This window comes from Bradyrhizobium cosmicum, from assembly GCF_032290525.1.
Lineage (GTDB): Bacteria > Pseudomonadota > Alphaproteobacteria > Rhizobiales > Xanthobacteraceae > Bradyrhizobium > Bradyrhizobium cosmicum_A.
The window spans coordinates 43,163-67,812 of the sequence record NZ_JASXTA010000015.1; the positions used below are offsets into that span (position 1 = coordinate 43,163).

The 24,650-nt window shown below is 64.7% G+C and carries 25 protein-coding genes; 12 read left to right on the forward strand and 13 right to left on the reverse strand.

The genetic code is table 11. The features are described 5' to 3' along the window. Positions 1-24: 24 nt before the first annotated feature. Complete coding sequence (locus QSV46_RS25150) at positions 25-2,193, reverse strand: putative bifunctional diguanylate cyclase/phosphodiesterase (RefSeq protein WP_314957930.1); 2,169 nt, start codon at positions 2,191-2,193, stop codon at positions 25-27. A gap of 475 nt (positions 2,194-2,668) precedes the next feature. Between QSV46_RS25150 and mepA the strand changes: the two genes are divergently transcribed. The 4 genes from mepA to modC all read left to right on the forward strand — a co-directional run bounded on the left by mepA (position 2,669) and on the right by modC (position 6,038). Beyond that, a complete protein-coding gene (gene mepA, locus QSV46_RS25155; RefSeq protein ID WP_314957932.1) occupies positions 2,669-3,613 on the forward strand; it encodes a penicillin-insensitive murein endopeptidase in 945 nt (314 codons plus the stop codon). Between the two features lie 265 nt (positions 3,614-3,878). After that, positions 3,879-4,664, forward strand: coding sequence for a molybdate ABC transporter substrate-binding protein (gene modA, locus QSV46_RS25160; RefSeq protein WP_314957934.1), 786 nt, complete (start codon positions 3,879-3,881; stop codon positions 4,662-4,664). Between the two features lie 13 nt (positions 4,665-4,677). Continuing rightward, positions 4,678-5,373 carry a molybdate ABC transporter permease subunit gene (gene modB / locus QSV46_RS25165; RefSeq protein ID WP_314957935.1) on the forward strand — a complete coding sequence of 232 codons (696 nt, stop codon included), beginning with the start codon at positions 4,678-4,680 and terminating at the stop codon, positions 5,371-5,373. A 2-nt stretch (positions 5,374-5,375) separates the two neighbouring features. After that, positions 5,376-6,038, forward strand: coding sequence for a molybdenum ABC transporter ATP-binding protein (gene modC, locus QSV46_RS25170; protein WP_314957936.1), 663 nt, complete (start codon positions 5,376-5,378; stop codon positions 6,036-6,038). A gap of 25 nt (positions 6,039-6,063) precedes the next feature. On the opposite strand, the gene QSV46_RS25175 is transcribed toward modC, so the two are convergent. Together QSV46_RS25175 and QSV46_RS25180 are read right to left on the reverse strand one after the other, a co-directional pair. Further along, complete coding sequence (locus QSV46_RS25175) at positions 6,064-6,324, reverse strand: hypothetical protein (RefSeq protein WP_314957938.1); 261 nt, start codon at positions 6,322-6,324, stop codon at positions 6,064-6,066. 216 nt (positions 6,325-6,540) lie between these two features. Beyond that, a complete protein-coding gene (locus QSV46_RS25180; RefSeq protein WP_314957939.1) occupies positions 6,541-8,334 on the reverse strand; it encodes a potassium/proton antiporter in 1,794 nt (597 codons plus the stop codon). Positions 8,335-8,545: 211 nt separating this feature from the next. On the opposite strand from QSV46_RS25180, the gene QSV46_RS25185 reads away from it, so the two are divergent. The 3 genes from QSV46_RS25185 (at position 8,546) to radC (ending at position 11,603) form a co-directional block, all read left to right on the forward strand. Continuing rightward, positions 8,546-9,862 carry a mechanosensitive ion channel family protein gene (locus QSV46_RS25185; protein WP_314957940.1) on the forward strand — a complete coding sequence of 439 codons (1,317 nt, stop codon included), beginning with the start codon at positions 8,546-8,548 and terminating at the stop codon, positions 9,860-9,862. 118 nt (positions 9,863-9,980) lie between these two features. Next, on the forward strand, positions 9,981-10,799 hold the full coding sequence (gene map / locus QSV46_RS25190; protein WP_007597786.1) for a type I methionyl aminopeptidase: 819 nt from the start codon (positions 9,981-9,983) through the stop codon (positions 10,797-10,799). Positions 10,800-10,889: 90 nt separating this feature from the next. Further along, positions 10,890-11,603: a RadC family protein gene (gene radC, locus QSV46_RS25195; protein ID WP_314957941.1), complete on the forward strand. Its 714-nt coding sequence runs from the start codon at positions 10,890-10,892 to the stop codon at positions 11,601-11,603. 52 nt (positions 11,604-11,655) lie between these two features. Here the strand turns inward: radC and QSV46_RS25200 are convergent, their stop codons facing one another. The 3 genes from QSV46_RS25200 to QSV46_RS25210 form a co-directional block, all read right to left on the reverse strand. Continuing rightward, entirely contained in the window at positions 11,656-12,252 is a 597-nt protein-coding gene (locus tag QSV46_RS25200) for a TetR family transcriptional regulator C-terminal domain-containing protein (protein WP_314957942.1), read from the reverse strand. Between the two features lie 172 nt (positions 12,253-12,424). Then, the gene (locus QSV46_RS25205) at positions 12,425-12,940 is read right to left on the reverse strand and encodes a DUF3237 domain-containing protein (protein ID WP_314957943.1); all 516 of its coding nucleotides are present in this window, start codon (positions 12,938-12,940) and stop codon (positions 12,425-12,427) included. Positions 12,941-12,951: 11 nt separating this feature from the next. Beyond that, positions 12,952-13,371 carry a nuclear transport factor 2 family protein gene (locus QSV46_RS25210; protein ID WP_314957944.1) on the reverse strand — a complete coding sequence of 140 codons (420 nt, stop codon included), beginning with the start codon at positions 13,369-13,371 and terminating at the stop codon, positions 12,952-12,954. Between the two features lie 172 nt (positions 13,372-13,543). Between QSV46_RS25210 and QSV46_RS25215 the strand changes: the two genes are divergently transcribed. Further along, positions 13,544-14,455: a DMT family transporter gene (locus tag QSV46_RS25215; RefSeq protein ID WP_314957946.1), complete on the forward strand. Its 912-nt coding sequence runs from the start codon at positions 13,544-13,546 to the stop codon at positions 14,453-14,455. Here the strand turns inward: QSV46_RS25215 and QSV46_RS25220 are convergent. The 7 genes from QSV46_RS25220 to QSV46_RS25250 form a co-directional block, all read right to left on the reverse strand. Further along, positions 14,449-14,769, reverse strand: a complete 321-nt coding sequence (locus QSV46_RS25220; protein ID WP_314957947.1) for a glycine zipper domain-containing protein — start codon at positions 14,767-14,769, stop codon at positions 14,449-14,451. The genes QSV46_RS25215 and QSV46_RS25220 overlap by 7 nt on opposite strands. A gap of 166 nt (positions 14,770-14,935) precedes the next feature. Further along, entirely contained in the window at positions 14,936-15,310 is a 375-nt protein-coding gene (locus tag QSV46_RS25225) for a hypothetical protein (protein WP_314957948.1), read from the reverse strand. A 92-nt stretch (positions 15,311-15,402) separates the two neighbouring features. Next, positions 15,403-16,095 carry an AprI/Inh family metalloprotease inhibitor gene (locus QSV46_RS25230; protein WP_314957949.1) on the reverse strand — a complete coding sequence of 231 codons (693 nt, stop codon included), beginning with the start codon at positions 16,093-16,095 and terminating at the stop codon, positions 15,403-15,405. Next, positions 16,095-17,084 carry a 2-hydroxyacid dehydrogenase gene (locus QSV46_RS25235; protein ID WP_314957950.1) on the reverse strand — a complete coding sequence of 330 codons (990 nt, stop codon included), beginning with the start codon at positions 17,082-17,084 and terminating at the stop codon, positions 16,095-16,097. The genes QSV46_RS25230 and QSV46_RS25235 overlap by 1 nt, the downstream gene beginning before the upstream one ends. Then, positions 17,084-17,902, reverse strand: a complete 819-nt coding sequence (locus tag QSV46_RS25240; protein WP_314957951.1) for an ABC transporter permease — start codon at positions 17,900-17,902, stop codon at positions 17,084-17,086. The genes QSV46_RS25235 and QSV46_RS25240 overlap by 1 nt, the downstream gene beginning before the upstream one ends. Then, entirely contained in the window at positions 17,899-18,714 is an 816-nt protein-coding gene (locus QSV46_RS25245) for an ABC transporter ATP-binding protein (RefSeq protein ID WP_314957952.1), read from the reverse strand. The genes QSV46_RS25240 and QSV46_RS25245 overlap by 4 nt, the downstream gene beginning before the upstream one ends. A gap of 10 nt (positions 18,715-18,724) precedes the next feature. Next, complete coding sequence (locus QSV46_RS25250) at positions 18,725-19,747, reverse strand: ABC transporter substrate-binding protein (RefSeq protein WP_314957953.1); 1,023 nt, start codon at positions 19,745-19,747, stop codon at positions 18,725-18,727. 139 nt (positions 19,748-19,886) lie between these two features. Between QSV46_RS25250 and QSV46_RS25255 the strand changes: the two genes are divergently transcribed. The 4 genes from QSV46_RS25255 to QSV46_RS25270 all read left to right on the forward strand — a co-directional run bounded on the left by QSV46_RS25255 (position 19,887) and on the right by QSV46_RS25270 (position 24,644). Then, the gene (locus QSV46_RS25255) at positions 19,887-20,693 is read left to right on the forward strand and encodes a creatininase family protein (RefSeq protein WP_314957954.1); all 807 of its coding nucleotides are present in this window, start codon (positions 19,887-19,889) and stop codon (positions 20,691-20,693) included. 139 nt (positions 20,694-20,832) lie between these two features. After that, on the forward strand, positions 20,833-21,096 hold the full coding sequence (locus QSV46_RS25260; protein WP_314957955.1) for a hypothetical protein: 264 nt from the start codon (positions 20,833-20,835) through the stop codon (positions 21,094-21,096). A gap of 213 nt (positions 21,097-21,309) precedes the next feature. Continuing rightward, a complete protein-coding gene (locus QSV46_RS25265; protein WP_314957957.1) occupies positions 21,310-22,278 on the forward strand; it encodes a DUF1194 domain-containing protein in 969 nt (322 codons plus the stop codon). Positions 22,279-22,673: 395 nt separating this feature from the next. Next, positions 22,674-24,644 (forward strand): carbohydrate porin, encoded by a 1,971-nt coding sequence (locus QSV46_RS25270; protein WP_314957959.1) that lies wholly within the window; start codon positions 22,674-22,676, stop codon positions 24,642-24,644. The last annotated feature ends 6 nt before the right edge of the window (positions 24,645-24,650 follow it).

Genomic DNA, 24,650 nt, shown 5'->3' on the forward strand with positions numbered 1-24,650 from the left:
CAAGCCGCAAGCTGCATCCGTACCCTAGGCCACCAGTGCGGCGGCGTCGTCATCGCCGTCGATGCCGCGCTGCGCCTTCAGCAGGCTGATGATCTCGAAATTCGGCCGGGCCTTGCTGAACAGAAACCCCTGGCCTTCATCGCAGCCTTCGGCCCGCAGGCAGCTCAGCTCGGCCTCGGTCTCGACGCCTTCGGCGGTGATGGTGACGCCAAGGCCCTTGCCGAGGCTGACGATGGAGCGGATGATCGCCTGGGCCTCGCGGTTGGCCCCCAGATCGCGCACGAAGGACTGGTCGATCTTGATCTTGTCGAACGGGAAGCTGCGCAAGTAGCTGAGGCTGGAATAGCCGGTGCCGAAATCGTCCATCGAGACACGGACGCCGAGCGCGCGCAGCGCGTGCAGCGTCGCCAGCACCTGGGCGCTCTTCTCGAGCAGCAGCGTCTCGGTGATCTCGAGCTCGAGCCGCCGCGCCGGCAGGCCGGAATGTTTCAACGCGTCCGTCACCACCGAGAGCAGATTGCCGCTGCGGAACTGGAGCGGTGACAGATTGACGGCGACGCGGACGTCGTCCGGCCAGGTCGCCGCGTCCAGGCAGGCCCGGCGCAGCATCAACCCGCCGAGCGGATTGATCAGGCCGGTTTCCTCCGCGATCGGAATGAATTCGGCCGGCGAGACCATACCGCGCTCGGCATGCGGCCAGCGCACCAGCGCCTCGAAGCCGGTGATGCGGCCGCTCTGGAGGTCGACCAGCGGCTGGTAATAGGGCCGCAGCACGTCGTTCTGGATCGCGTCGCGCAGCTCGACCTCGATCTTGCGGCGGCTCTGCGCTTTCGCATCCAGCGCCGCCTCGAAGAAGGCGAAGGTGCCGCGGGCGTCCAGCTTGGCGCGCGACAGCGCCATGTCGGCGCTCTTGAGCAGCTTTTCGGAATCATCACCGTCGCCAGGCGCCATCGCAATGCCGATCGAGGCGCCGATCACCACGGAATGGCCGTCGAGCAGATAGGGATCGGCGATGGCTTCCAGCAGGCGTTTGGCCAGCAGCACCGCGTCCTCGGGACGTGCCAGGCCGCTCTGCACGATGGCGAACTCGTCGGAATTGAGTCGCGCCAGCGCGTCGTCCTCGCGCAAGGTCGAGCGCAGCCGCTTGGCGACGCCGCGCAGCAGCTTGTCGCCGACCGCGTGCCCCAGCGTGTCGTTGACCGCCTTGAAATTGTCCAGCCCCAGCATCAGCAGCGCGACCTTGTCGGAGCTGCGCCGCGTGTGCAGCAGCATCTCGTCGACCTGCTGGCGCAGCAGATTGCGGTTGGGCAGGCCGGTCAGCCCGTCATGCTGGGCCATGAAGGCGAGCCGCGCCTCGGCGCGCTTGCGCTCGGTGATGTCCATCAGCGCCAGCAGCACCGCGGGCCGATCGGCATAGGTCAGTTCGCGCGAATAGATCGCAAGGTCGATCAGCGCGCCGTCGGCCTTGACGTGCTTCCATGTGCGCCCGGCCTGCTCGTCGCTGGACCGATCGATGGTCCAGGGCGGCTCGCTGTCGAAGGCCTGCAACGAGCGTATCTTCAGTCGCTCGAATTCGGCGCGGCTATAGCCGTAATGCGCGATCGCGGCATCGTTGACGCCGAGGATGCGCTCGTCGTCCAGCGCGCAGATGATCATGGGCACGGGATTGCCGTCGAACAGCAGACGGAACGAGGCCTCGCGCTGCTTCAACTCGGTAATGTCGACGCGCAGGCCGACCACGCCGCCGTCGTCGGTGCGGCGTTCCTCGATCAGGATGACGCGGCCGTCCGACAGCCTCTGCTCGTGCCGCTTGCCCGGCTCGTACAGCCGCTTCAGCCGCTCGGCGATCCACTCGTCCTCATGGCCGGCGGATTCCGGATAGTCGCCGCGCGCAACGCCGACGCGCAGCGTGTCTTCCAGCCGCGCGCCTTCTTCGAACAGATCGGCGGTCTTGCTGTAGATCTCGGCATATTGCTTGTTCCAGAGCACGTAGCGGCCCTCGGGATCGAGGATCACGATGCCTTGCGGAAGCATGTCGACGGCCTGCCGCAGCCGCTCATGCGATTTGCGCGCCTCGGCGACGGCCGCCTCGGTTTCCGCACGGCTCTGCACGAGCTGGTTGCGCTCGGTGGCCGGATGAGGCGCGCTCGCGAAGCGCGGCTTGCGCGGCTGTCGGCCGGCTCGGGCGAGCACGCTTCGTTTTCGCTTCGTTGTTCTTCGAGACCCCAAACTCAACTTCACTCGTCCTAGCCGTGCCCAGGACCGCAAGTTTTGGAGCAAGTGTCTGAAAAAAAAGTAATCCTGGTGGTCTCGCCGGCCGAGGCTGCGTCCTGCGGCGGCCGTGAGCCGGATGGCTTTGCCCGTTTGGGAGGCGCCGAGGCCTGAAAGGGCGCGGCAAACCTGGTGTCGTGGCGCAATCGGAAACGAAGGCGATGCAAAAGCGCGCGTTCCCCATGAATCAATTCCGTAAACGCGTCCGATTGCATGCAGGCTGGAGACGAAGCTCGTTCCACGCACGAATTTTGGTCAACGCAGGACACGGTTATCGCGCCGTTAAGAAAGCGGCCGATCCCGTGAGGCAACGGCCTGTCAAGACGCCGCGAGGTAGCGCCGCCATGAAAGCCTGATTCTTACCCCTGAGGCGGTGTTGGGCTATAAGGAGATCAGCATGAGTCGCCGCCGCATCGCCCCCCTCCTGCTTTTCGTGACGCTCCTGTCCGCAGGCGGCGTGCTGGCCCAGGACAAGGGCAGCGTCACCCCAAAAGCGCTGCCGCCGCTCGCCAATCCCAACGATCCCAGCCTCGGCGCCAAGGAGCTGTTCGCACGAAAACTGCTGCCGTCGAAGGGAACGGCGCATGTCGTCGGCTCCTACACCAAGGGCTGCATCGGCGGCGCCGTGCAGATGCCGCTCAACGGCGACAATTGGCAGGTGATGCGGCTGTCGCGCAACCGCAGCTACGGTCACCCCGCGATGATCGCGCTGATCAAGCGCCTTGCGGCCAGGGCGCACAAGGACGCGGGATGGCCGGGTATCCTGGTCGGCGACATCGCGCAACCGCGCGGCGGGCCGGCACTGTCGGGCCATGCCAGCCATCAGATCGGCCTCGACGCGGACATCTGGCTGACGCCGATGCCGGATCATCGCCTCTCGCGCGAGGAGCGCGAGGAGATGTCGGCGGTGATGATGGTGCGGCAGGACCGGCTCGACATCGATCCGAAAGTGTTCACGCCTGGCCATGTGCTGGTGCTGCGCGATGCGGCGCAGGAGCCGGCGGTGCAGCGCATCTTCGTCAACGCCGCGATCAAGAAGGCGCTGTGCCGCGAGGCCAGGGGCGACCGCTCCTGGCTGTCGAAGATCCGGCCGTGGTGGGGCCACGACTATCACTTCCACATCCGCATGCACTGCCCGACGGGTGCGAGCGAATGCGAGGGACAGCCGTCGCAGTCCGAGGACGAGGGCTGCAAGGATTCCGATCTCGCCTACTGGTTCAGCGATGCGGTGCTGCACCCGAAGCCGCCACCGGAGCCGCCCAAGCCGAAACCGCCGATGACGCTGGCGCAGATGCCGGCCGCCTGCAAGGTGGTGCTGCACGCAGGCGACGCGAAGCCGTAAGGTGTGCTGCCGCCTGCCGGCCAGTGTCGTCCCCGGGGGCGCGAAGCGAGTCCGGGATGACGAACGAGGGGGCTCCGACCTCGTTGACGCGTCGCCCTTTGACCTGGAGCGCCGGCCTGCTATCTTCGCAGCTGCGATAGCCGTGCCGGCCGTAAGCCGTCGCAAGGCCCCGTGGAACAGCGCTTCCGCCCGTCGCAGGCCTGACTTAACCCAACGCCAGATTTGCGCGTGCATGTGTGCGCGCGAGCTCGCACGGAGCGCATCCATGATTCGTATCGCCGGACTTTTCACTGCGTTCGTCCTCCTCGCGAGCGCGGCGCTCTCGCCGGCCGTCGCCGAGGACAAGAGCATCACCGTGTTCGCGGCTGCCTCGATGAAGAACGCGCTGGACGAGGTCGATGGCGCCTACACCGCCAGGACCGGCGTCAAGTTCAGCGTCAGCTATGCCGCAAGCTCGGTGCTCGCCAGGCAGATCGGGCAAGGCGCGCCGGCCGACGTGTTCGTCTCCGCCGACACCGACTGGATGGACTATGCGATCTCCAGGAAGACCATCAACGAGCCGACCCGGGTCAATCTGCTCGGCAACAGCATTGTGCTGATCGCGCCGAAGGATTCGAGGATCGACAACGTCGCCATCGCGGAGGGTTTTGACCTCGCCAGGCTCGCCGGTGATGGCAGGATCGCGACCGGGGACGTGAAGTCCGTGCCGGCCGGCAAATATGCCAAGGCCGCGCTGGAGAAGCTGGGTGCGTGGCAGGCCGCCGAGCCGAAATTCGCCATGGCCGAGAGCGTGCGCGCCGCGCTGACGCTGGTGACCCGCGGCGAGGCCCCGCTCGGTATCGTCTATTCTACCGACGCCAGGGTCGAGCCCGGCGTGAAGATCGTCGGCACCTTCCCGGCGGACTCCCATCCCGCGATCATCTATCCCGTTGCCGCGACCACGACCGCAAAGCCCGAAGCCGGCGACTATCTCGCCTTCCTGCGCTCGACCGCCGCCAAGACCATTTTGGAAAAGCACGGCTTCAAGTTCCTGGTCAGCCCGACAACTTGATGCTTGCAACGTGATGTCCGAGGTTTCTCCGGCCGAATGGACCGCGATCCTGCTCTCGCTCAAGGTCGCCGTCGTTGCAACGCTGGTGGCAGCGCCATTCGGCATCGCGCTGGCGTGGCTGCTGGCGCGGCGTGACTTCTGGGGCAAGTCGGTGCTCGACGCGCTGGTGCATCTGCCGCTGGTGCTGCCGCCGGTCGTCACCGGCTATCTTCTGCTGCTCAGCTTCGGCCGCCGCGGCCTAGTCGGCGGATTCCTCGCCGATCATCTCGGCATCGTCTTCTCATTCCGATGGACCGGCGCGGCGCTCGCCTGCGGCATCATGTCGTTTCCGCTGCTGGTGCGGCCGATACGACTGTCGATCGAGGCGATCGACCGGCGGCTCGAGCAGGCGGCCGAGACACTCGGCGCCGCGCCGTGGAAAGTGTTCGTCACGGTGACGCTGCCGCTGGCGCTGCCCGGCGTGCTCGCCGGCATGGTGCTCGGCTTTGCCAAGGCGATCGGCGAGTTCGGCGCCACCATCACCTTCGTCTCCAACATTCCCGGCGAGACCCAGACGATTTCCTCGGCGATTTATTCGCTGATCCAGACGCCCGACGGCGACGCCGCCGCGGGCCGGCTCGTGATCGTCTCAATCGTGCTGGCGCTGGGCGCGCTGATCGCCGCCGAATGGTTCGCCCGCCGCGCCACGCAACGCCTGCACGGGAATTGACCATGCTGCGGGTTGACGTCGAAAAACAGCTCGGCGAATTCTCGCTGTCCGCGTCCTTCAGCAGCGAGGGCCGTGTCATCGGCCTGTTCGGCGCCTCGGGCGCCGGCAAGACCTCGCTGGTCAACATGATCGCAGGGCTCTTGCGGCCCGACCGCGGCACCATCGTGATCGACGGCGAGACGGTCGACGACACCGCGGCCGGCATCCACGTGCCGGCCTGGCGCCGCCGCATCGGCTATGTGTTCCAGGACGCGCGACTGTTTCCGCATCTCAATGTCGCGCAGAATCTCGACTATGGAAGACGGATGAACGGCCTCGCGCCCGATCCCGCCCAGCACTCGCGCGTCATCGACCTGCTCGACATCGGCGCGCTGCTTGGCCGCCGCCCCGGAAAGCTCTCCGGCGGCGAGCGCCAACGCGTGGCGCTCGGGCGCGCGCTGCTGTCCCGGCCGCGCCTGTTGCTGCTCGACGAGCCGCTCGGCGCCCTCGACGAGGGCCGCAAGCTCGAGATCCTGCCCTATCTGGTGCGGCTGCGGGACGAGGCCAATGTCCCGATGGTCTATGTCAGCCACGACGCCGCCGAGCTGCGGCAGCTCGCAACGCAGATCGTGATGCTGCGCCAGGGACGGGTGACGTCGTTCGGCGGAGTGAAGGTGCTGACGTGAGCGGGCCATCACGCGATCATCAGAGCTACCAGCCGCGATCGACGTTGCGCACTTCGCCGGTTCGGGCGTCGACGTCGACTTCCATCCAGCGCCCGACACGGTCACGGCCCTCGATCTGCCATTCATCGCCAAGGAAGTTCGTGTGCGAAACCGTGACGACACCAAGATCGGTCGCGACGTCGAGCGCGGCCTGCATCGAGATCTGATCACCGGTGTCGTAGGCCATGGCCGGCGCCGCCGATCCCAAGCCGATGGCGACGATGGCGGGCAAGATGAGTTTCCGCATGGGCTGCTCCTGTCAGATGCGTTGACTATTACGCGGCTGAAAACGAGCAGCGCGGCGGAGCGTTCCGAATGCAGAAGTCACGAAGCCGCGCAAATCTTCGGCGGTTGCGGCGATTTGGTGGCGGTTGTCTGGCGCCCGCTGTTCCGTTCCCGAGGGCCATGCTCGCGCTCTTGAGGTATAGCGCTTCAACAAACTCCGTTGTCGCGAGCGCAGCGCCTAAACACCCGCCACCGATGTCCACAAATCCGCCAGCTTGCGCCGCAGCGCTTGGCCGCGCGTCAGCGGCGCGGGCTTCTCCTCGTCTTCCGGCAGGCGCAGACCGACGAGGTTGACGCGGCCGCCGGAGATCGAGCGCGCGACCAGCACGATCTCGCCAAGCGCAAGCTCGGCACCCTCCTTCGGCGCGCGATCGAGATGGACGTCGAAATAGTCGGCGAGCGTCAGCTTGCCCTCGTCCTCGCTCACCCTGACGCCATAGATCTCGGCGAGCTCAGCCAGCGTGTGATCGCCGGAGACCATGAAGTCGCCGAGCAGATGCGGGTCGGGCGCGGTGCTCGGCTGCATGTCGACGAAGAAGCGGTCGAGCGACTCGGCCTTTTCCGGCGGCGCCAGCAAATAGATGTAGTCGCCCGGCGCGACCGGATCGGCCTCCGCCGGCGTCAAAATGTTCTCGTTGCGGATCACCAGGGTCGGCTTGGACCAGGACGGGATCAGGCCGCGCCGGAAATACAGGCTCTTGGGCCGCACCGGATAGCCGACGAGCTGCTGCTCGAGCTGGCCGGGCAGATCGAGCTCGACGCGGCGCGGGCCGCGCTCGGCGCGCGGCAGCGCGACGTGCAGCTTCCGCGCGGCGGGCGCCAGCGTCCAGCCCTGCAGCAAAAGCGAGATGATGACGACGACGAAGGCGACGTCGAAATAGAGATAGGCCTTCGACAGCCCGACCAGCATCGGGATCGACGCCAGGAAGATCGCGACCGCGCCGCGCAGGCCGGTCCAGGCAATGAAGATCTTCTCGCGCCAGTTGAAGCGGAACGGCGCCAGGCACACGAACACGGCGATCGGCCGCGCCACCAGCATCAGGACGAATGCGATCCCGACCGCCGGCAGCACGCTGGCGCCGAGCCGGCTCGGCGAGACCAGGAGGCCGAGCAGCACGAACATCACGATCTGCGCCAGCCAGGTCGCCGCATCGAGGAACGCCACCACCGAATTATGCGCGCGCGTCGGCCGGTTGCCGATGATGATGCCGGCAAGATAGACCGCGAGGAAGCCGGAGGCGTGCATGATCTGCGAGCCGCCGAAGATCACGAGCGCCCCCGTGGTCACGAACGGCGCATGCAGGCCCTGCGGCAGCGCAACCTGGTTGAGCGCGATGACGACGAGACGCCCCCCGATCACGCCGACGACCGCGCCCAGCACCGCCTCCTGGATGAACTCCATCGCCACGTGTCCGGCCGAGCTCGATCCGAGCGTGATGTATTCGACCAGCATCAAGGTGAGGAAGATGGCGAAGGGATCGTTGGTGCCGGATTCGGCCTCCAGCGTCGCGCCGACGCGCGGCCGCAGGCGCAGGCCCTGGGTGTGCACCAGCAGGAACACGGCGGCGGCGTCGGTCGAGGCCACGACGGCGCCGACCAGCAGCGACTCCGTCCAGTTGAGGTCGAGCGCGTATTTGGCGAACGGCGCCGTGATCAGCGCGGTCAGCAGCACGCCGACGGTGGCGAGAACGACGGACGGCGCGAGCACGGTGCGGATGCTGGCAAAGCGCGTCTTCAGGCCGCCGTCGAACAGGATCAGGGCGAGCGCCACCGAACCGACCAGATAGGTGGTGCGGACGTCGTCGAACTGGAGCTGCCCGGGGCCGGAATCGCCCGCGAGCATGCCGATGACGAGGAAGACGAGCAGCAAGGGGGCGCCGAAGCGCAGCGCGAGCAGGCTCGACAGGATACCGGCCATGACGAGGACGGCGCCGAGCAATATGGCGAGGCTGACAGAGTCGAGGGAGGCCATCCACCTTCCGGGTACAAATTGCTGGAATTCGCATCCTTATCGTCGGCGGACTCCCGCGCCAACCCATTTTCTCCCGCTCGCGGCAATCTGGCCGTGTTTTGCGGCCTTAACGCGCTTCACTTCGCGGTGTATCGATGGCCGGGCCGCTGCCTTTGTGGGATTCTGCGGCTCCTTCGAATCAATTGCTCCCGCCCGCTTCCCGACGAGACCGATGGACATGGACCTCAAAGATTTCATGGAGTTCGTGCAGACGACCGCGCGCAGCGTCGGAGCGGAAATCTCCTCACCCTGGTTCTACCTGCAATTCGGCCTGATCCTGGCCGCGGCCGGCATCGCCTATGCCGCGGAGGCCGCCGTTCGCAACCGCATCGACATGACGTCGCTGGCGATACGCTGGCCGCTGCCGCTCCGGCACTTCGCCCGGGTGATGGTCTCCAGCGCCTCGACGGCCGTGTTCACGCTGCTCGTAATCGTCTCCCGCGTGGTGATGTATCACGCCACCTGGCCGAGCCGCTCCTATCTTCTGATGGTCGCTGCCAAGCTGGGCTTCGCCTGGCTCGTGATCCGGCTCGTGACCTCGGTGCTGCGCAACGCCTTCATCGTCAAGCTGGTGTCGATCACGGCCTGGTTCGTCGCCGCGTTGTCCATCCTCGGCCAGCTCGATGCGACGGTGGAGCTGCTCGATTCCTTCGCCATCGTGCTCGGCGGCCTGCGGCTGACGCCGCTGCTGGTGATCAAGGCCGGCGCGCTGCTGCTCATCGCGCTGTGGGCCACCAATATCGCCAGCAATTTCGCCGAGAGCCGGATCAACTCGACCACCGATCTGACGCCGTCGGTGCAGGTGCTGCTGGTGAAAATCATCCGCATCGGCCTGCTTGCGGTCGCCATCGTGATCGCGCTCGGCGCGGTCGGCATCGATCTCTCGGCGCTTGCGGTATTCTCCGGCGCGGTCGGCGTCGGCATCGGTATCGGCCTGCAGAAGATCGTCGCCAATTTCATCTCAGGGATCATCCTGCTCGCCGACAAATCGGTGAAGCCCGGTGATCTCGTCACCATCGGCGACAACACCGGACGCATCAGCGCGATGAAGACGCGCTATATTTCCGTCGCTGCCGGCGACGGCCGCGAATTCCTGGTGCCGAACGAGGATCTCGTGACGCAGAAGGTCGTCAACTGGACCTATACCGACAAGAACACGCTGGTGAAGATCGCTTTCGGCACCAATTACGACGCCGACCCGCGGCTGGTCTGCAGGCTCGCGGCCGAAACCGCCGCCGCCCATCCCCGCGCGCAGAAGGGCAAGCCGCCGAACAGCATTTTGACCGAGTTCGCAGAAGCCGGGATGAAGTTCTCGCTGACCTTCTGGATCGCAGACCCCGACGGCATGGATGCCGTCAAGAGCGACGTCATGCTGGCGCTATGGGACGCCTTCAAGCGCGAGGGCATCCGGGTTCCCTATCCCGTCCGCGAGATCCGCATCCGCGGCGGCGCCCTGCCGGTGGAAACCGCCGTAGAAGTCCCGAATTAGGCCGCTTTGGGGCGCAAGGCTGGCACCTCGGCTTGCATGAAGGCCCGCAATCATTAAATTGGGCCTGAAATCAAGCCTTTCCGCGATGTAGAGCCACCCTTAGAAGATTGCGCCCCGTATGAGCTACGTTGAAGCCTCCGACACCTCCCTGCGCAAGACCGGACAGATCAAGCTGCATGGGCCGAGCGCCTTTGCCGGCATGCGCAAGGCGGGCGCGCTGGTGGCGAAGTGCCTCGACGAGCTCACCGACATCGTCGGGCCCGGCGTGCCGACCGAGCGCATCGACCAGTTCGTCCGCGATTTTGCCTTCAGCAACAATGCCTATCCGGCGACGCTGATGTATCGCGGCTATCGCTATTCGACCTGCACCTCGCTCAACCACGTGGTCTGCCACGGCATGCCCGGCGACCGTCCGCTGAAAGAGGGCGACATCGTCAACATCGACGTCACCTTCATCGTCGACGGCTGGTACGGCGATTCCAGCCGGATGTATGCGGTCGGCCCGATCGCCCGCAAGGCGGAGCGCCTGATCGAGGTGACCTATGAGGCGATGATGCGCGGCATCGCCGCCGTAAAACCCGGCGCCACCACCGGCGACATCGGCCACGCCATCCAGAGTTTTGTGGAGCCGCAAGCCATGAGCGTGGTGCGCGATTTCTGCGGCCATGGCCTCGGCCGCATGTTCCACGACGAGCCGAACATCATTCATATCGGCCGGCCTGGCGAAGGCGTGCAGCTCAAGCCCGGCATGTTCTTCACCATCGAGCCGATGATCAATCTCGGCAAGCCGCACGTGAAGATCCTGTCCGACGGCTGGACCGCGGTGACCCGCGACCGCTCGCTGTCGGCGCAGTTCGAGCATTCGGTCGGCGTGACTGCAACGGGCGTCGAGATTTTCACGCTGTCGGAAAGACACGGCGAGAAGCAGATCGGGTGATTTTCCAGGGGTCCCGGCCTTGCCAGAACCGGATTTGCGGCCGCAATTGACGGTTGCAAAACCGAGGTTCCCCGGCAATGCTGGCGGCCGATGCCCGCCAAAGCCAACCACGACAAGAACAAGCCCGAGGACGCGCCGCACTATCTCGGCCATCGCGAGCGGCTGCGGGAGCGCTTCTACAGCGCCGGGGCGGATGCGCTGAGCGATTACGAGTTGCTCGAGATGGCCCTGTTTCCGGCGCTGCCGCGGCGCGACACCAAGCCGCTGGCAAAGACGCTGATCAAGATTTTCGGCTCGTTTGCCGAGGTCGTGCACGCGCCGGTGGCTCGGTTGCGCGAGGTCGAGGGCATCGGGGAGGCCGCAGTCCACCAGCTCAAGCTGATCGCCGCGGCGGCGCATCGCGTCGCCAAGGGCGAGGTCAACAGCCGCAACGCATTGTCGTCCTGGAATGAGGTGATCGACTATTGCCGCACCAGCATGGCGTTTGCCGAGAAGGAGCAGTTCCGCCTGCTGTTCCTCGACAAGCGCAACCAGCTGATCGCGGACGAGGTGCAGCAGACCGGCACCGTCGACCACACCCCGGTCTATCCGCGCGAGGTGATCAAGCGCGCGCTGGAATTATCCGCGACCGCGCTGATCCTCGTGCACAACCATCCCAGCGGCGATCCCTCGCCCTCGCAGGCCGATATCCAGATGACCAAGGCGATCATCGACATCGCCAAGCCGCTCGGCATCGCTGTGCACGACCACATCATCGTCGGCAAGAGCGGGCATGCGAGCCTGCGCGGGATGCGGTTGATCTAGCGAGGTCCTGAAGATCGGCGGCCCGGTATTCAGCGCACCGCAGAACAACCCGTTACTTGTCGGCGGCGGTCAAGAAGCTATCAACGACGCGCCACACCTTCCGCGTAACGGCCGGCTCGCCGAGCCGCAACGCGGTGTTCGCCGAACGGAGCACGGCTTCGATCTGGAACGCGGAGAGCTCGGGATCGGAGTTGACGATGTCCCCGTGCTTGATCGCATGCTTCAACTCGGTGGAAAGTCGAGTGATCCACGCTCTTTGAGCGCCGGCCACCAGGTCGCGTAGCGGCCCCGGGTGGGAGTCGAATTGGGTCAGATTGGCTGCAAAAAAACAACCGCCGGCGAAAAGGGGCCGTTCGGCATATTGCAGCCATCGATCGATCAACTCCCGAAATCTAGCTACGCCTTGCGGTTTAGCTTCGGCGGGACGAACGACGAAGTCGCGGAACATATCGAGGGCATGGGCGAAGGTATCTTTCTGAAGAGCCTGCTTGGTTTCGAACAGGGCCTGAATGCCGGCCTTGCTCATTCCGGTTTCGGTCGCAAGCCGCCCGAAACTCAAGCCGTCCAGGTTTTCCAGGGACGCGATATCGACGGCGCGGTCCAGCACCAACTTTCGCGAGCGCACGCCGCGAAGCAGCCGCTTGTCCATGGTCTCGTCGACAGGCCGCTGGCCCGAGGTGGCCGGGCTCAACGTCAATGGACTGCGCATGGGTTTGACTTTTGGTGAGCGTGGCGCCCGCATTGCATAATTCTAGCACAAATCTCCTAATGGTACATTCGAGGCCGATGTGCCCAAGCACCGTGCCGCGTCATTCCAAGGCTCAGAGGATGCTAAACATCCGATGATCGATGCGGCCCGGACCGTACTCGCCGTAGCCGACGGTGACGATTCCACAAAGCCACGCATAGCGCTCGTCCGAGGTCTCGAACCTGGGCGTCGGCCGCACATAGCTTTCGTCGAAGGACACCCGCTCGCCGCGGGCCAGACGTTGGCGGCCATCTCCCGGGAATCTGAGGACGCCATGCGACTCGTAGCGGATCAGGACTCCATCATGGGTGCGCATGGTTGCCCGAACATCCATGCGACTGGTGCCGTCGGCGCCGAGCGAGACCCAGTCGCCGCCGCCCGGAAGCATTTCGCCGCGGAAGCGCGGACCTTCGAAGCGGCCGCCTTTCACGACATAGGTCAAACGAGTGCCGAGGGGAGTCGGGATCACCTGGCCGAGCTCCAGGTCGATGCTGAGATCGCACAGATGCTCGACCGGCAACGCATCGATCAGCGTCCGATCGAACAGCGGCTTCTTCTGCACGGCGCCGAGAGCGTTTGCGTTCGTCATGTTCGCCTCCATCATGCTGCTTCGTGCGCTGCCTTGACCTGGGCAAAATCGAAGAACGTGTCCTTGCGTGTGACGAGCCCGTTATCGTCCACCTCGACAACGTCGAGCGCGCGAAATTGGCGGCGAGTCTTGCCGGGTGGTTCGAATGTCAGCGTCCAATCGAGTGTCCAGTGCCGTTCGCCGAGCAGGAGACGATGCGTCTCGACGCCGAAACCGGGGTAGCGCTCGAAGACTTTGGTGAACTCGGTGCGCAATGCGTCGATTCCACGAATCGCGCCGGTCCGGCCGTGCGCCTGAAACGTGGATTGCGGCGCATGCAGTGCGAGGATGGCAGCCGGATCGTGGGCTATCCAGGCGGCAGCATAGCGCTCCGCGATCGCTGCGATGTCCAACTTGGTGGCTGCGGTTCTCAACACAGTCGTTGCCGTCATGGTCGGCTCTCCCGGAGATTGTTGAACTCACATGCCAGCGTAGGATCTACAAAATTACATGTCAATACGATCGACCGTATTCTTTTCTAGCAGGAAGGACCTCAGCTGGGTTACCGTTAACGGCGGTCGTCTGGAGAGACAGCCGCGAAGTGATCCGACCTGGAAGACCGATTTGACCCTTTCCCTGAACATTCGCGGAAGCCTGCTGATGGCTTCGGCCATGGCCGCTTTCACAATTAATGACGCGATCACCAAGGCTGTCTCGGCCGAGATGAATTTCGGTCAGATCATGCTGGTGCGCGGCTTGTTCGCGGTCGTGCTGATCGCGGCGCTTGCAAAGCATCAGCGGGCGCTGTGGCCGCCGGGCGTGCTGATTATGAAGATGGTCATGCTGCGGGTGGCCGGCGAAATCGGCGGAACGATATTGTTGCTGGCGGCGATCGCGCACCTGCCTCTGGCGAATGCCACGGCGATCCTTCAGGTGCTGCCGCTCGCCATCTCACTCGGTGCAGCCTTGACGTTCGACGAACCCGTCGGCTGGCGACGTTGGCTGGCGATCACGGCCGGCTTTATCGGCGTTCTCATCATCGTTCGCCCGGGGGGCGAGGGCTTCAACCAATTTTCGTTGCTCGTGCTGATCTCGGTCTTTTTCTGCGCTGTGCGCGACCTCGCGACCTCGCGGATACCCGCGCCAATTCCATCGCTGTTCGTCACCCTGTTGACCGCCGTCAGCGTTACAATCGCCGGAGCCGGCATACTTGTTCCGCTCGGCGGCTGGACGCCGCCATCCGGCCGCGCGCTCGCACTGATGGCGTTCGCCGCGGTTCTGCTCCTGATCGGTTATCAGTGCATCATCCTGGCGCTGCGAACCGGCGATGTCTCAGCGGTAGCACCGTTCCGCTATTCCGCGCTGCTATGGGCCATGCTGTTCGGCTATCTGGTGTTCGGCGACAGGCCCGACGCCATGATGGTGGCGGGGGCGACAATCATCGTGCTGTCCGGTCTCTACGCGTTCTCCCGCGAGCGCGTGCACGGGCGGCCGGTGGCGCCAAGCACAACGGGCCTGCCGTCCGGGCCTCAGTAGCAATATCGCGGATCCACCGGAACGTAGGAGCCGTCCCGGCGCTGCATGTAGCAGCCGCGCTGATAGGCGTAGTAGCCGGAGCGGCGGCGTTCGCCCTCGGAGGCGATCGCAGCGCCCGTGCCGGCGCCGACAACGGCGCCAATGGCGGCGCCGCGACCACCGCCGATGGCGCCACCCACGATCGCTCCACCGACGCCGCCGAGGATGGCACCCCCAATGGCGTCCTGCGCCGCCGCCTCACCCACAGGGACCGCGATCGCGACCGCCAGACACGCCGCCATTCCAAGATTTCCAATGCGAAGACCTCGAAGCATGCTCTCGCCCTCCCTGTGGCAGGGCCACTCATAGCGCCGGAACTGGATTCGGACCAGACAAATTGCCGGCGCTGCGACTCGCGACGCTTCGCGATGGCGTCGGAAGCGTAGCGCGAAGATGGCTCAAACCGCTCCGCCTACGGGCGCAAACGCCGGTCGGCGCCATTCAAGCATCGACCCAGCGCTGCACGGCCTCGGCGGTGTCGGCCGGCGTGGTGTTGAAGCAGATCGCGGCCTTCGGCGCCAGGCGATGGACGAGATTGAGCACCTTCTCGAACAGCAGCAGGCGCTCCTTCGGCTCGCGCAGGCCCGCGCCGATCACGATGCAGTCGAAGCTCTCGTCGCGCAGCGCCGACGTCACGGCGGCTTCCGCAGTCGCATCGAGATCAATCAGACAGCTCGTGACCTCAAAGCCGAGGCCGCGCAGGCGCAGGAGCTGAGCCTCAATGTAGCTGCGAACGCGTTCAGGCGTGACCTGGGGGAATGCGCTGTAATCCGCATTGCCGGGTTCGATGCCGATCGCGAGGACACGCTTGGCCATACCGGATCTCCCAACGAAATCACCTCTTCCGTCAACGGGATGCCCTGTCGGCAGGTTCCGCATTCGCTTGCCGTCAATAGGCGGCGGCGGGCCTACTGACGCAGCATGATCAGGGGATCGGCGGTGTCGGGAACGCGTCGCCATTGCGCGTTGTCGTCGGTCTCGAACTGCCAGACGTCACCTGATTTCGACATCAGGATGATCTGGCCGCGCTCGAGCCGCCATTGCGTCGGATTGAATTGCGCAATCGCCGCGTCGCATTTCGGCTTGACGAAGACCTGGAAATTGTCCGGGCCTGCCTCGGTATTGGTCAGCGTCAGCCCGCATACCGGCTGGCCATTGCCGCGCACCATCGACCAGTCGCCGATCATCTGGTCCATCGACTTGGCCATCGAGCGCGCGGCGGCGAGGTCTTGCAGGATATAGACGCCCTCGCCCTGCCGCAGGCCCTCGAAGATGCCGGCCTCGACCTCGGTGAAGTCGATCACGGCTTCACCGGTCGCGTCCTGCAAGCGCACGATGTCGAGGCCCCTGACGCTCCAGGCGACGATGTTCTTCGTAAAGGGCAGCGCAGTCTTGCAGGCCGGCTCCAATTCCAGCTTGAAGGCCTGCCCCGCGGCGTCAGCCTTGAGCGTGACGACGCAGGTCTTGCTGCGCTCGGTGGTCGAGAGCTCCCATTGTCCGGGCATCTCCTTCTTCAGGCTCGTCGCATCCTGCGCATGCGCAGCGCCCATCGCGGCAACGCATGCCGCGATGGCGAATGCAACGAGCCGAAGAACTCTCATCAGCGCCCCTTGAACGGCGTTTCCGCGACCGGCGTCAACGGCGCCTTGCCGGCGAACCAGGCCTTGAGGTTGTCGACCACGAGCTGGTCCATCGCGTTACGCGTCACCACCGAGGCCGAGCCGATATGCGGCAGCAGCACGACGTTCTGCATGGTCTTGAGCTCGTCCGGCACGTTCGGCTCGGCCGCGAACACGTCGAGACCGGCGGCGAGGATGGTGCCGGACTTGAGCGCCTGGACCAGTGCGGCCTCGTCGACCACCGAGCCGCGCGCCACGTTGACCAGCACGCCGCGCGGGCCGAGTGCCTTGAGCACCTCGGCGTTGATCATCTTTTCGGTCGCGGCGCCGCCGGGCACGATCACCATCAGCGTGTCCACCGCTTTCGCCATCTCGATCAGGTCGGGGTAGTGCTTGTAGGCGACGTCCTTGGATGGATTGCGCGAGTGGTAGACCACCGGCACCAGCGAGGCGTCGAGCCGGCGCGCGATGGCCTGGCCGATCCGGCCCATGCCGACGATGCCGACCTTCCGGTCGCGCAGCGAGCCGACGCTGAGCGGATAGTTCTGGGTCTGCCAGAGGCCGGAGCGCACGTAGCGGTCGGCCTTGATGAATTCACGCACGGTGGAAATCAGCAGGCCCATCGCGACGTCGGCGACTTCCTCGGTCAGCACGTCGGGCGTGTTGGTGACGATGATGTTGTGCTCGGCCGCGTATTTCGCGTCGACGTGGTCGTAGCCGACGCCGAAGCTCGCCACCATCTCGATCTTGGGCAGTTGCGACAGCGAATTCTTGTCGGCCCGCACCGTGTGATAGGTCACCGCCACGCCGCGGATCTTCTCGCGGATCGCCGGTGTCAGCCGCTCGAGGTCGCCCCGCGTCTCCGCCTTGTGCACGACGAAATGATCGGAAAACCCGTTCTCGAGGATCGGCCGCACCGGTCCATAAATCAAAAGGTCGATCTTTTCGGACGAAATCGAACCGGCAGTCATCAGTTGTCCTTTCCAAGCGCGCTCTCGTGCCAGCGCCGTAAAACGAGGTGGGAAATTAGCGCCAGCACCCCATAGATGACAATCCCGGCCAGCGATAGCAGCAGCAGCGCCGCGAACATGCGAGGTATGTTCAACCGATAGCCGGATTCGGCGATCCTGTAGGCAAGCCCGGACCCCGCACCGGCCGTGCCGGCCGCGATCTCGGCGACGACCGCGCCGATCAGCGACAAGCCACCGGCGATGCGCAGACCGCCAAGGATGTAGGGCAGCGCCGCCGGCAGCTTCAGGAAGCGCAGGGTTTGCGGCGGAGAGGCGCCATAGAGCTGAAACAGGCCCGCAAGGTTGCGATCGACTGAATTCAGCCCGAGCGTGGTGTTCGATAGGACCGGGAAAAAGGCGACGATGAAGGCGCAGACCACGACCGCGGTCTGCTGCTCCAGATAGATCAGCAGCAGCGGCGCGATGGCGATGACCGGCGTCACCTGGAGCACGACGGCATAGGGGAAGAGCGAATATTCGACCCATTTCGACTGGTTGAACAGCAGCGCCAGTGCGATGCCGCCGATGCTGGCCGCGACAAAACCTTCAAGCGTGGTCAGAAGCGTCGCGGCGAGCGATTGTGACAGCACCGCCCAGTCCTTGATCAGGGTCAGGACAATGACCGAGGGCGCCGGCAGCACGTAAGGCGGGATGTCCTTGATGCGGACCACGAGTTCCCAGGCCAGAAGTCCCGCCGCGAACACGATAACGGGAAGCACGAAGCGCATCGCGCCTTGCGCGCCGGATGGCTTTGCGGTAACGGCAGCTTGCGCGCTCATAGCGTCGACTGCCCCGAATAGAACGGTGACAGCGCGGCCGATACCTTGCGGCAATAATCGGAATAGGCAGCGGAGGTGCGAAACTCCTCAGCCCGCGGCTCGACGGTCTCGATGCGGATGTCGGCCTGGATGCGGCCGGGCCGCGCTGTCATCACCACCACCCGTTGCGACAGGTAGACGGATTCGAACACCGAATGGGTGACGAAGATGACGGTCTTGCCCAACGCTCGCCACAGCGCGAGCAGATCGTTGTTGAGGCGAAAGCGCGTGATCTCGTCGAGCGCGGCGAACGGCTCGTCCATCAGGAGGATATCAGGGTCGGTGACGAGCGCGCGCGCCAGCGACACCCGCATCTTCATGCCGCCGGACAGTTCGCGCGGATAGGCCTCGGCGAAATCGGCAAGGCCGACACTCGCCAACGCCTCATCGGCACGTGCGCGCGCGTCCGCCTTCGCTACGCCTGCGAGCTTCAGCGGCAATCGCACGTTCTCGCGCACGCTGGTCCAGGGCATCAATGTAGGCTCCTGAAACACGAAGCCGATGCCGTGGCCGGGCTGCGGCACGCCCTCCCGGCGCGCCAGCCTCACGATTCCTGACGACGGCGCACTGAGCTCCGCGATGATGCGCAGTGCCGTCGACTTGCCGCAGCCGGACGGCCCCAGCAGCGAGATGAACTCGCCCTTGCGCACGGCGAGGTCGAGCGGGCCGAGCGCCATCACGCCATTGTCATAGGTCTTGGTCACGCCGCGCAGGCTGACGGCCAGGGCCGTCAGGCCGGTCTCGACCCCCGACGAGGTTTTGGCTGACGACATCGACCTTGCGCTACGGCTTATTCGGGCGCAGCTCGGCGCCGACGCCCTTGTTGACGAAGCGCAGCGTATAGGATTTGCGGAAGTCGAGATCCGCCTTCACGACGCCCGCCTTCACCATCTTGTTGAAGAAGGAGGTGTAGCGCTCGTCGCTCATCGCGCCGATGCCATTCTTCAAGCTGTCGCCGGAATCGACGATGCCGTATTGCTTCATCCTGGCGACGGAATAGGCCAGCAGCTCGTCAGTCATCTCCGGATTGAGCTTCTTGATCATGGCATTGCCGGCGGAATTGTCGCGGTAGATGTAGTTGTACCAGCCGACCATGGAGGCATCGACGAAGCGCTGCACCAGGTTCGGCTTCTTCTCGACCACGTCGCGGCGGGTCTCGATCAGGGTCGAATAGGTGTTGAAGCCGTAATCGGCAAGCAGCAGCACGTTGGGCTTGAAGCCGGCGGCCTTCTCGACCGCGAACGGCTCGGACGTCACATAGCCCTGCATGGCGCTCTTGGGATTGGCGATGAAGGGCTGCGGATTGAAATTATAGGGCCGGACGTTCTTCTCGCTAAAACCGTATTCGGATTTCAGCCACTGGAAGTAGCTGGTCATGCCCTCCTTGGAGACGAACAGCGTCAGCGGCTTGAGGTCCTCGATCTTGGCGACCTTGGCATCGGGCTGCGTCAGCATCACCTGCGGATCCTTCTGGAATACGGCGGCAATGGTGACGACCGGGACATTATTCGCCACCGCGTCGAACGACATCAGGGTATTCGCGGCCATGAAGAAGTCGATCTTGCCGGCGATCAGCAGCATCCGGTTGTTCTCGTTGGGACCACCGGGAACGATGGTGACGTCGAGGCCGTATTTCTTGTAGGTGCCGTCGGCGACCGCCTGGAAGAAGCCGCCATGCTCGGCCTCGGCGACCCAGTTGGTGCCGAAGCTGACCTTGTCCAGCGTCTCGGCCCGCGCCGGCACCACCGAGACGAAAGCAGCCATCAAGCCCGCCGTTAACGCTCGCCGCAGATGAGAGGGGCTCATGATGGTACTCCGTCGATCGCTTCTAGCCGATGCCTGGCCAACACGATAAAACCGCAAGACGTCAGGGGACGCGAGCCGCCAGGCCCGCGTCCCCCTCCATACCCCAAATTACGTGACAAATTCGGGCAAAGAAACCACGATGACACCGTCCCGCGACTGGAACGACATCGACTGGGCCCATGCGAGCCCTGCAGACGTGTCGCGCTGGATTGCCGTGCTGCCGCTGGCGGCGACCGAGCAGCACGGCCCGCATCTGCCCCTCGCGACCGACGTGCTGATCGCTGACGCCTATCTGACGCGCGTTCGCGAGCTCTTGCCCGCGACCATTGCGGCGACGTTCCTGCCGGTCGAACCGGTCGGGATTTCCACCGAGCATATCGACTATCCGGGCACGCAAACGCTGCCGACTGAGGTGGCGCTGAAGAAATGGACAGGGATCGGCGAGGAGGTCGCGCGGCGCGGCGTGAAGAAGCTCGTCATCATCACCAGCCATGGCGGCAACAGCGCGGCCATGATGCTGGTCGCGCAGGATCTGCGCGCGCATCAAAAACTGTTTGTGGTGACGACGTCGTGGTCGCGGCTGTCGGGCGCGGACAAATTGTTCCCGGCCGATGAAGTGCGCCACGGCATTCACGGCGGCGCGGTCGAGACCTCGATCATGCTGGCGCGCTATCCCGATCAGGTGCGCAAGGATGCGATCGCGGATTTTCCCGCGAGCAGCCTCGCGATGGAAAAGCAATATCGCTGGCTGTCGACGCAGCGGCCCGCGCCGTTCGCCTGGCAGGCGCAGGATCTCAACGCCAGCGGGGCCGTCGGCAATGCGACCCTGGCCGTGGCCGAGAAGGGCGAGCAACTGCTCGACCATGGCGCGACGGCTTTCTGCGAGCTACTGATCGAGGTCGATAACTTCGACGTGAACAGGCTCGCCAAGGGGCCTCTCGGCTAGCGGCCATCCTATTCAAATCATTCAGGAAAGAGCCTCGCTCCCGGGACGCGTTTCGGGCGTTCGAACCGGACGCGGGGAACCTCCGTCCAACTGGGCACGCGGGCCACAACGGACCGCCTCAACCCGGATGGACTGTCACATGTCGATCAAGACCAAGATTTTCGCTGCTGCCCTCACCGCGCTCACCCTGACTGGCAGCGTCGTGGCCACCACCTCGCAGGCGCAAGCCAAGCCGCTCGGCTGGGGCGTCGGTGTCGGCGTGGGCATCGCCACCGCCGCCGTCGTCGGCTCCGCGATCGCCGCCAGCCACGATCCCTATTACCACGGCTATCACCGCTGCGGCTGGGTCGCCCAGTACAACGCCTTCGGCCAGTACGTTGGCCGCGTTCGTACCTGCTACTGATCCAGGTACCTGAGGCCGATCTCACGTGGATCCTGCGTCCGACACGGGCGCCTCATCCACCCCGTGTCGTGCCCCCGACCCCGCCCGGATGTCCCCCCGGGCGGGGTCAACCATGTTTGCCGCCAGAACCGCCCTGCGGCCGCATGGCCCAGACTGTCCTTCCGATTGCACGTTTCGCGTGTCAGAATGCAAATGGGTAACTGGAGGGCGTGCGTGAATTGGCGGGTCTCAATTGGATCGATCCTGATTGCGATCCTGACATCGACACAGGCATTTCCCGAGCCGGCCTCACAGCCGCAAACAGCGATCCAAGACGACAGTCGCCCCGCCGTGGACGTCGAGCTCGTGATCGCGGTGGACGTCTCCTACTCGGTGGAGCTGGATGACCTGGCGGCCCAACGCGAGGGCTATGCCAAGGCCTTTGTCTCTCAGGAATTTCTTCGCGCCTTGCGGGCTGGTCCTGTTGGCAGGATCGCGCTGACCTATTTCGAATGGTCGTCGACCAAGGATCAGGAAATCATCGTCCATTGGCGGCAGATCGACGGACCGGAGTCGGCTGAAGCAGTCGCGACTGAGATCATGAAGGCGCCACTTCGCCGCGGTTCGCGCACGTCGATCTCGAGCGCGATCAAGTTCGCGGTGCCGCTGTTCGGGCAGAACCCGTACCGGGGCTCGCGTCGTATCATCGACATTTCGGGCGATGGTCCCAACAACAACGGCGATCCTGTCGCCACTGCGCGTGACACAGCGTTGCAGCAGGGCATCGTCATCACCGGCCTGCCGGTCATGATCAATGCAACGCCCGCCGGTCAGCCGGACATCAACCATATCGACCATATCGATTGGTACTATGAGGATTGCGTGATCGGCGGCCCAGGTTCCTTTGTTGTGCCGGTCACCGATCGCGAAAACTTCAAGCAGGCGATCCGGACCAAGCTGGCTCTCGAGGTCGCGGGCCGCACGCCGGATCGACGGACGGCGCCCTCCGCGGGTAAGGAGCCGCGGGTTCTCTGCACGATCGGCGAGAAGCTCTGGCAGCAGAGGTGGGGTACGAACAGTGCGGCGAGCAACAATCCGGTGAGCAATAGTTCGGTGAATAGCAGTCCGGCGAAGAACAGTCCGGTGAACAAGGATGACGCCCTGCTCGACAGGAAGATGAAGAGCATCTGCCGCGGCTGCTAGGTGCTTGCGTTAGCGGGCGACCGACCGCCGGCCTTCGCGATTCCGCCGTACCCGCCTTTGTCCTGGCCTTGGATCGTCCCCAGCGAGGGCCGGGCTTCAGCCAAGCAGTCCAGGCGCCGTCAGGCGATGTTGCAGTCCCGTCACACCGAGGTGCGAACCATCGTCTGCGGCAATCCGCACCAGTTGCTATTGCGAATTAATCGCAATAAGGTTCGCAACAGGCACAGGGACTTGGAAAGAAATCGCGCCGAATCAGCATGCTCTGGTCCGATCGCGCCAACTCCGAAGACTTGGTGACAGAAGCGCCGCGAATCGGCTGGGGTATCGCGGCGGGTGGAACACATCTGCGTTTGGGGGCGTGCGTTTTGACGTTGAGAGGTCACCGTTACCGGTATTTGCGAACGGCCGCGGCAATTACCTCGGGCGTGCTGGCTTTTCCCGCCGCCGGCCAGGCGGCCGACCTCCCTCTGAAGGCGCCGGCGCTGAGAGCGGTCTATGACTGGACGGGCCTCTATATCGGTGCGCATGCCGGCTACAGCCGCGGTTCGTCGCACTTTGCGTTGAACGACGGCACAGGGATCAACGACAGCGGCGTCTTCAGCGGCATGATCGGTGGCGTGCAGGCCGGCTACAATTACCGCCTCAACTCCGGCTGGCTCGTCGGCGTCGAAGGCGATTTTTCGTTTCCCAACTACATCACCTCCAACTCGATCGTGTCCTTCCTGGCAACGCCTGCCAACACCGTCACGCAGCAATGGGACTACACCGCCAGCCTGCGCGGCCGCGTCGGCTACACCAGCGGTCCGTGGCTGGTCTATGCCACCGGCGGCTTTGCGTGGATGGGCGAGCGCTATTTCGACACGCCGGCCTCCGGCGCCGACGTCCCGAAGATCCTCAACACGCGGCCCGGTTGGATCGCGGGTGCCGGCATCGAATACGGCTTCGCACCGCATTGGAGCGCGCGGCTCGAATATCTCTACAGCCGCTTCGACGGTGCCAATGTGGCCTTCTCCACGGGCGCCCAATACAGCTCCTCGTCGCGCGAATTCCAGGCGGTCAGGCTCGGCCTCAACCGCAAGGTCGATTGGCCGGGCATGCCGAGCTACAGTCCGAAGAGCTCCCTGGTCGACACGGAATCGGATCGCTGGGAGATCCACGGCCAGAGCACTTATCTGCCGCAGGGCTATCCATCGTTCCCCGCGCGCTATACCGGGCCGAATTCGCTCTCCCCGACAGCGCAGGCCAAGGCGACCTGGAGCAACAGCCTGTTCCTGAACGCGCGGCTGTGGGACGGCGGCGAGGTCTACTACAATCCCGAACTGCTTCAGGGATTTGGACTGAACGACACCGTCGGCGCGGCCGGTTTCCCCAACGGCGAAGCGCAGAAGTCGAACTTCCCCTATCCGCACTACAACACATCACGATTGTTCGTGCGCCAGACGTTCGGCTTTGGCGGCGAGCAGGAAGAGCTCGCGAGCGGCCAGTTACAGCTCGGACAGAAGGTCGACGTGTCCAGGCTCACGGTTCAGGCCGGCAAATTCCCGGTGGTCGACGTGTTCGACGGCAACGCCTACGCCAAGGACACCCGCAGGGACTTCATGAACTGGTCGCTGTGGGCGCCGGGCGCCTTCGACTATTCCGCCGACAAGGTCGGCCTCACCTACGGCGTCACCGCAGAGCTGAACCAGAAGCAATGGGCGCTGCGCGGCGGCTATTTCCTGATGGTCTCCGAGTCCAATTCGAATCATTTCGACACCAGGGTCGGCGAGCGCGGCCAGTACGTGCTCGAGCTCGAAACGCGCTTCTCGCTGCTTGGCCAACCCGGCAAGCTCAGGACCATCGGCTGGCTCGACAGCGCCAACATGGGCAGCTTCCGCGAGACGCTGGCCAATCCCGCGCTCAACCTCGACATCGCGCAGACCCGGCGCGGTCGTCTGAAGTATGGTTACGTGCTCAACCTCGAGCAGGCCATCACCGACGATCTCGGGCTGTTCGGCCGCTGGAGCTGGAACGACGGCAAGACCGAGACGCTGGCCTTCACCGACATTCACCGCAGCCTGTCCGCGGGATTGTCGATCAAGGGCACGAAGTGGGGCCGGCCCGACGACGTGATCGGCGTCGGCGGCGCGATCAACGCGATTTCACAGGATTATCGCGACTTCCTCGCCGCCGGCGGCCTCGGCGTGCTGATCGGCGACGGTGCGCTCAACTATCGCAAAGAGCGCATCCTCGAAACCTATTATGCCTACGCGCTGAACAAGAACCTCACCCTCACCGCCGACTATCAGCTCATCGTCAATCCCGCCTACAACGCCGACCGCGGACCGGTGTCGGTGTTCTCCGGACGGCTGCACGGCGAGTTCTGAGCGCGG

Coding starts and splice junctions, on each gene's coding strand:
- mepA (WP_314957932.1), top strand. CDS start 2,669: ATGAGTCGCCGCCGCATCGCCCCCCTCCTGCTTTTCGTGACGCTCCTG.
- modA (WP_314957934.1), top strand. CDS start 3,879: ATGATTCGTATCGCCGGACTTTTCACTGCGTTCGTCCTCCTCGCGAGC.
- modB (WP_314957935.1), top strand. CDS start 4,678: ATGTCCGAGGTTTCTCCGGCCGAATGGACCGCGATCCTGCTCTCGCTC.
- modC (WP_314957936.1), top strand. CDS start 5,376: ATGCTGCGGGTTGACGTCGAAAAACAGCTCGGCGAATTCTCGCTGTCC.
- QSV46_RS25175 (WP_314957938.1), bottom strand. CDS start 6,324: ATGCGGAAACTCATCTTGCCCGCCATCGTCGCCATCGGCTTGGGATCG.
- QSV46_RS25180 (WP_314957939.1), bottom strand. CDS start 8,334: ATGGCCTCCCTCGACTCTGTCAGCCTCGCCATATTGCTCGGCGCCGTC.
- QSV46_RS25185 (WP_314957940.1), top strand. CDS start 8,546: ATGGACATGGACCTCAAAGATTTCATGGAGTTCGTGCAGACGACCGCG.
- map (WP_007597786.1), top strand. CDS start 9,981: ATGAGCTACGTTGAAGCCTCCGACACCTCCCTGCGCAAGACCGGACAG.
- radC (WP_314957941.1), top strand. CDS start 10,890: ATGCCCGCCAAAGCCAACCACGACAAGAACAAGCCCGAGGACGCGCCG.
- QSV46_RS25200 (WP_314957942.1), bottom strand. CDS start 12,252: ATGGACAAGCGGCTGCTTCGCGGCGTGCGCTCGCGAAAGTTGGTGCTG.
- QSV46_RS25205 (WP_314957943.1), bottom strand. CDS start 12,940: ATGACGAACGCAAACGCTCTCGGCGCCGTGCAGAAGAAGCCGCTGTTC.
- QSV46_RS25210 (WP_314957944.1), bottom strand. CDS start 13,371: ATGACGGCAACGACTGTGTTGAGAACCGCAGCCACCAAGTTGGACATC.
- QSV46_RS25220 (WP_314957947.1), bottom strand. CDS start 14,769: ATGCTTCGAGGTCTTCGCATTGGAAATCTTGGAATGGCGGCGTGTCTG.
- QSV46_RS25225 (WP_314957948.1), bottom strand. CDS start 15,310: ATGGCCAAGCGTGTCCTCGCGATCGGCATCGAACCCGGCAATGCGGAT.
- QSV46_RS25230 (WP_314957949.1), bottom strand. CDS start 16,095: ATGAGAGTTCTTCGGCTCGTTGCATTCGCCATCGCGGCATGCGTTGCC.
- QSV46_RS25235 (WP_314957950.1), bottom strand. CDS start 17,084: ATGACTGCCGGTTCGATTTCGTCCGAAAAGATCGACCTTTTGATTTAT.
- QSV46_RS25240 (WP_314957951.1), bottom strand. CDS start 17,902: ATGAGCGCGCAAGCTGCCGTTACCGCAAAGCCATCCGGCGCGCAAGGC.
- QSV46_RS25245 (WP_314957952.1), bottom strand. CDS start 18,714: ATGTCGTCAGCCAAAACCTCGTCGGGGGTCGAGACCGGCCTGACGGCC.
- QSV46_RS25250 (WP_314957953.1), bottom strand. CDS start 19,747: ATGAGCCCCTCTCATCTGCGGCGAGCGTTAACGGCGGGCTTGATGGCT.
- QSV46_RS25255 (WP_314957954.1), top strand. CDS start 19,887: ATGACACCGTCCCGCGACTGGAACGACATCGACTGGGCCCATGCGAGC.
- QSV46_RS25260 (WP_314957955.1), top strand. CDS start 20,833: ATGTCGATCAAGACCAAGATTTTCGCTGCTGCCCTCACCGCGCTCACC.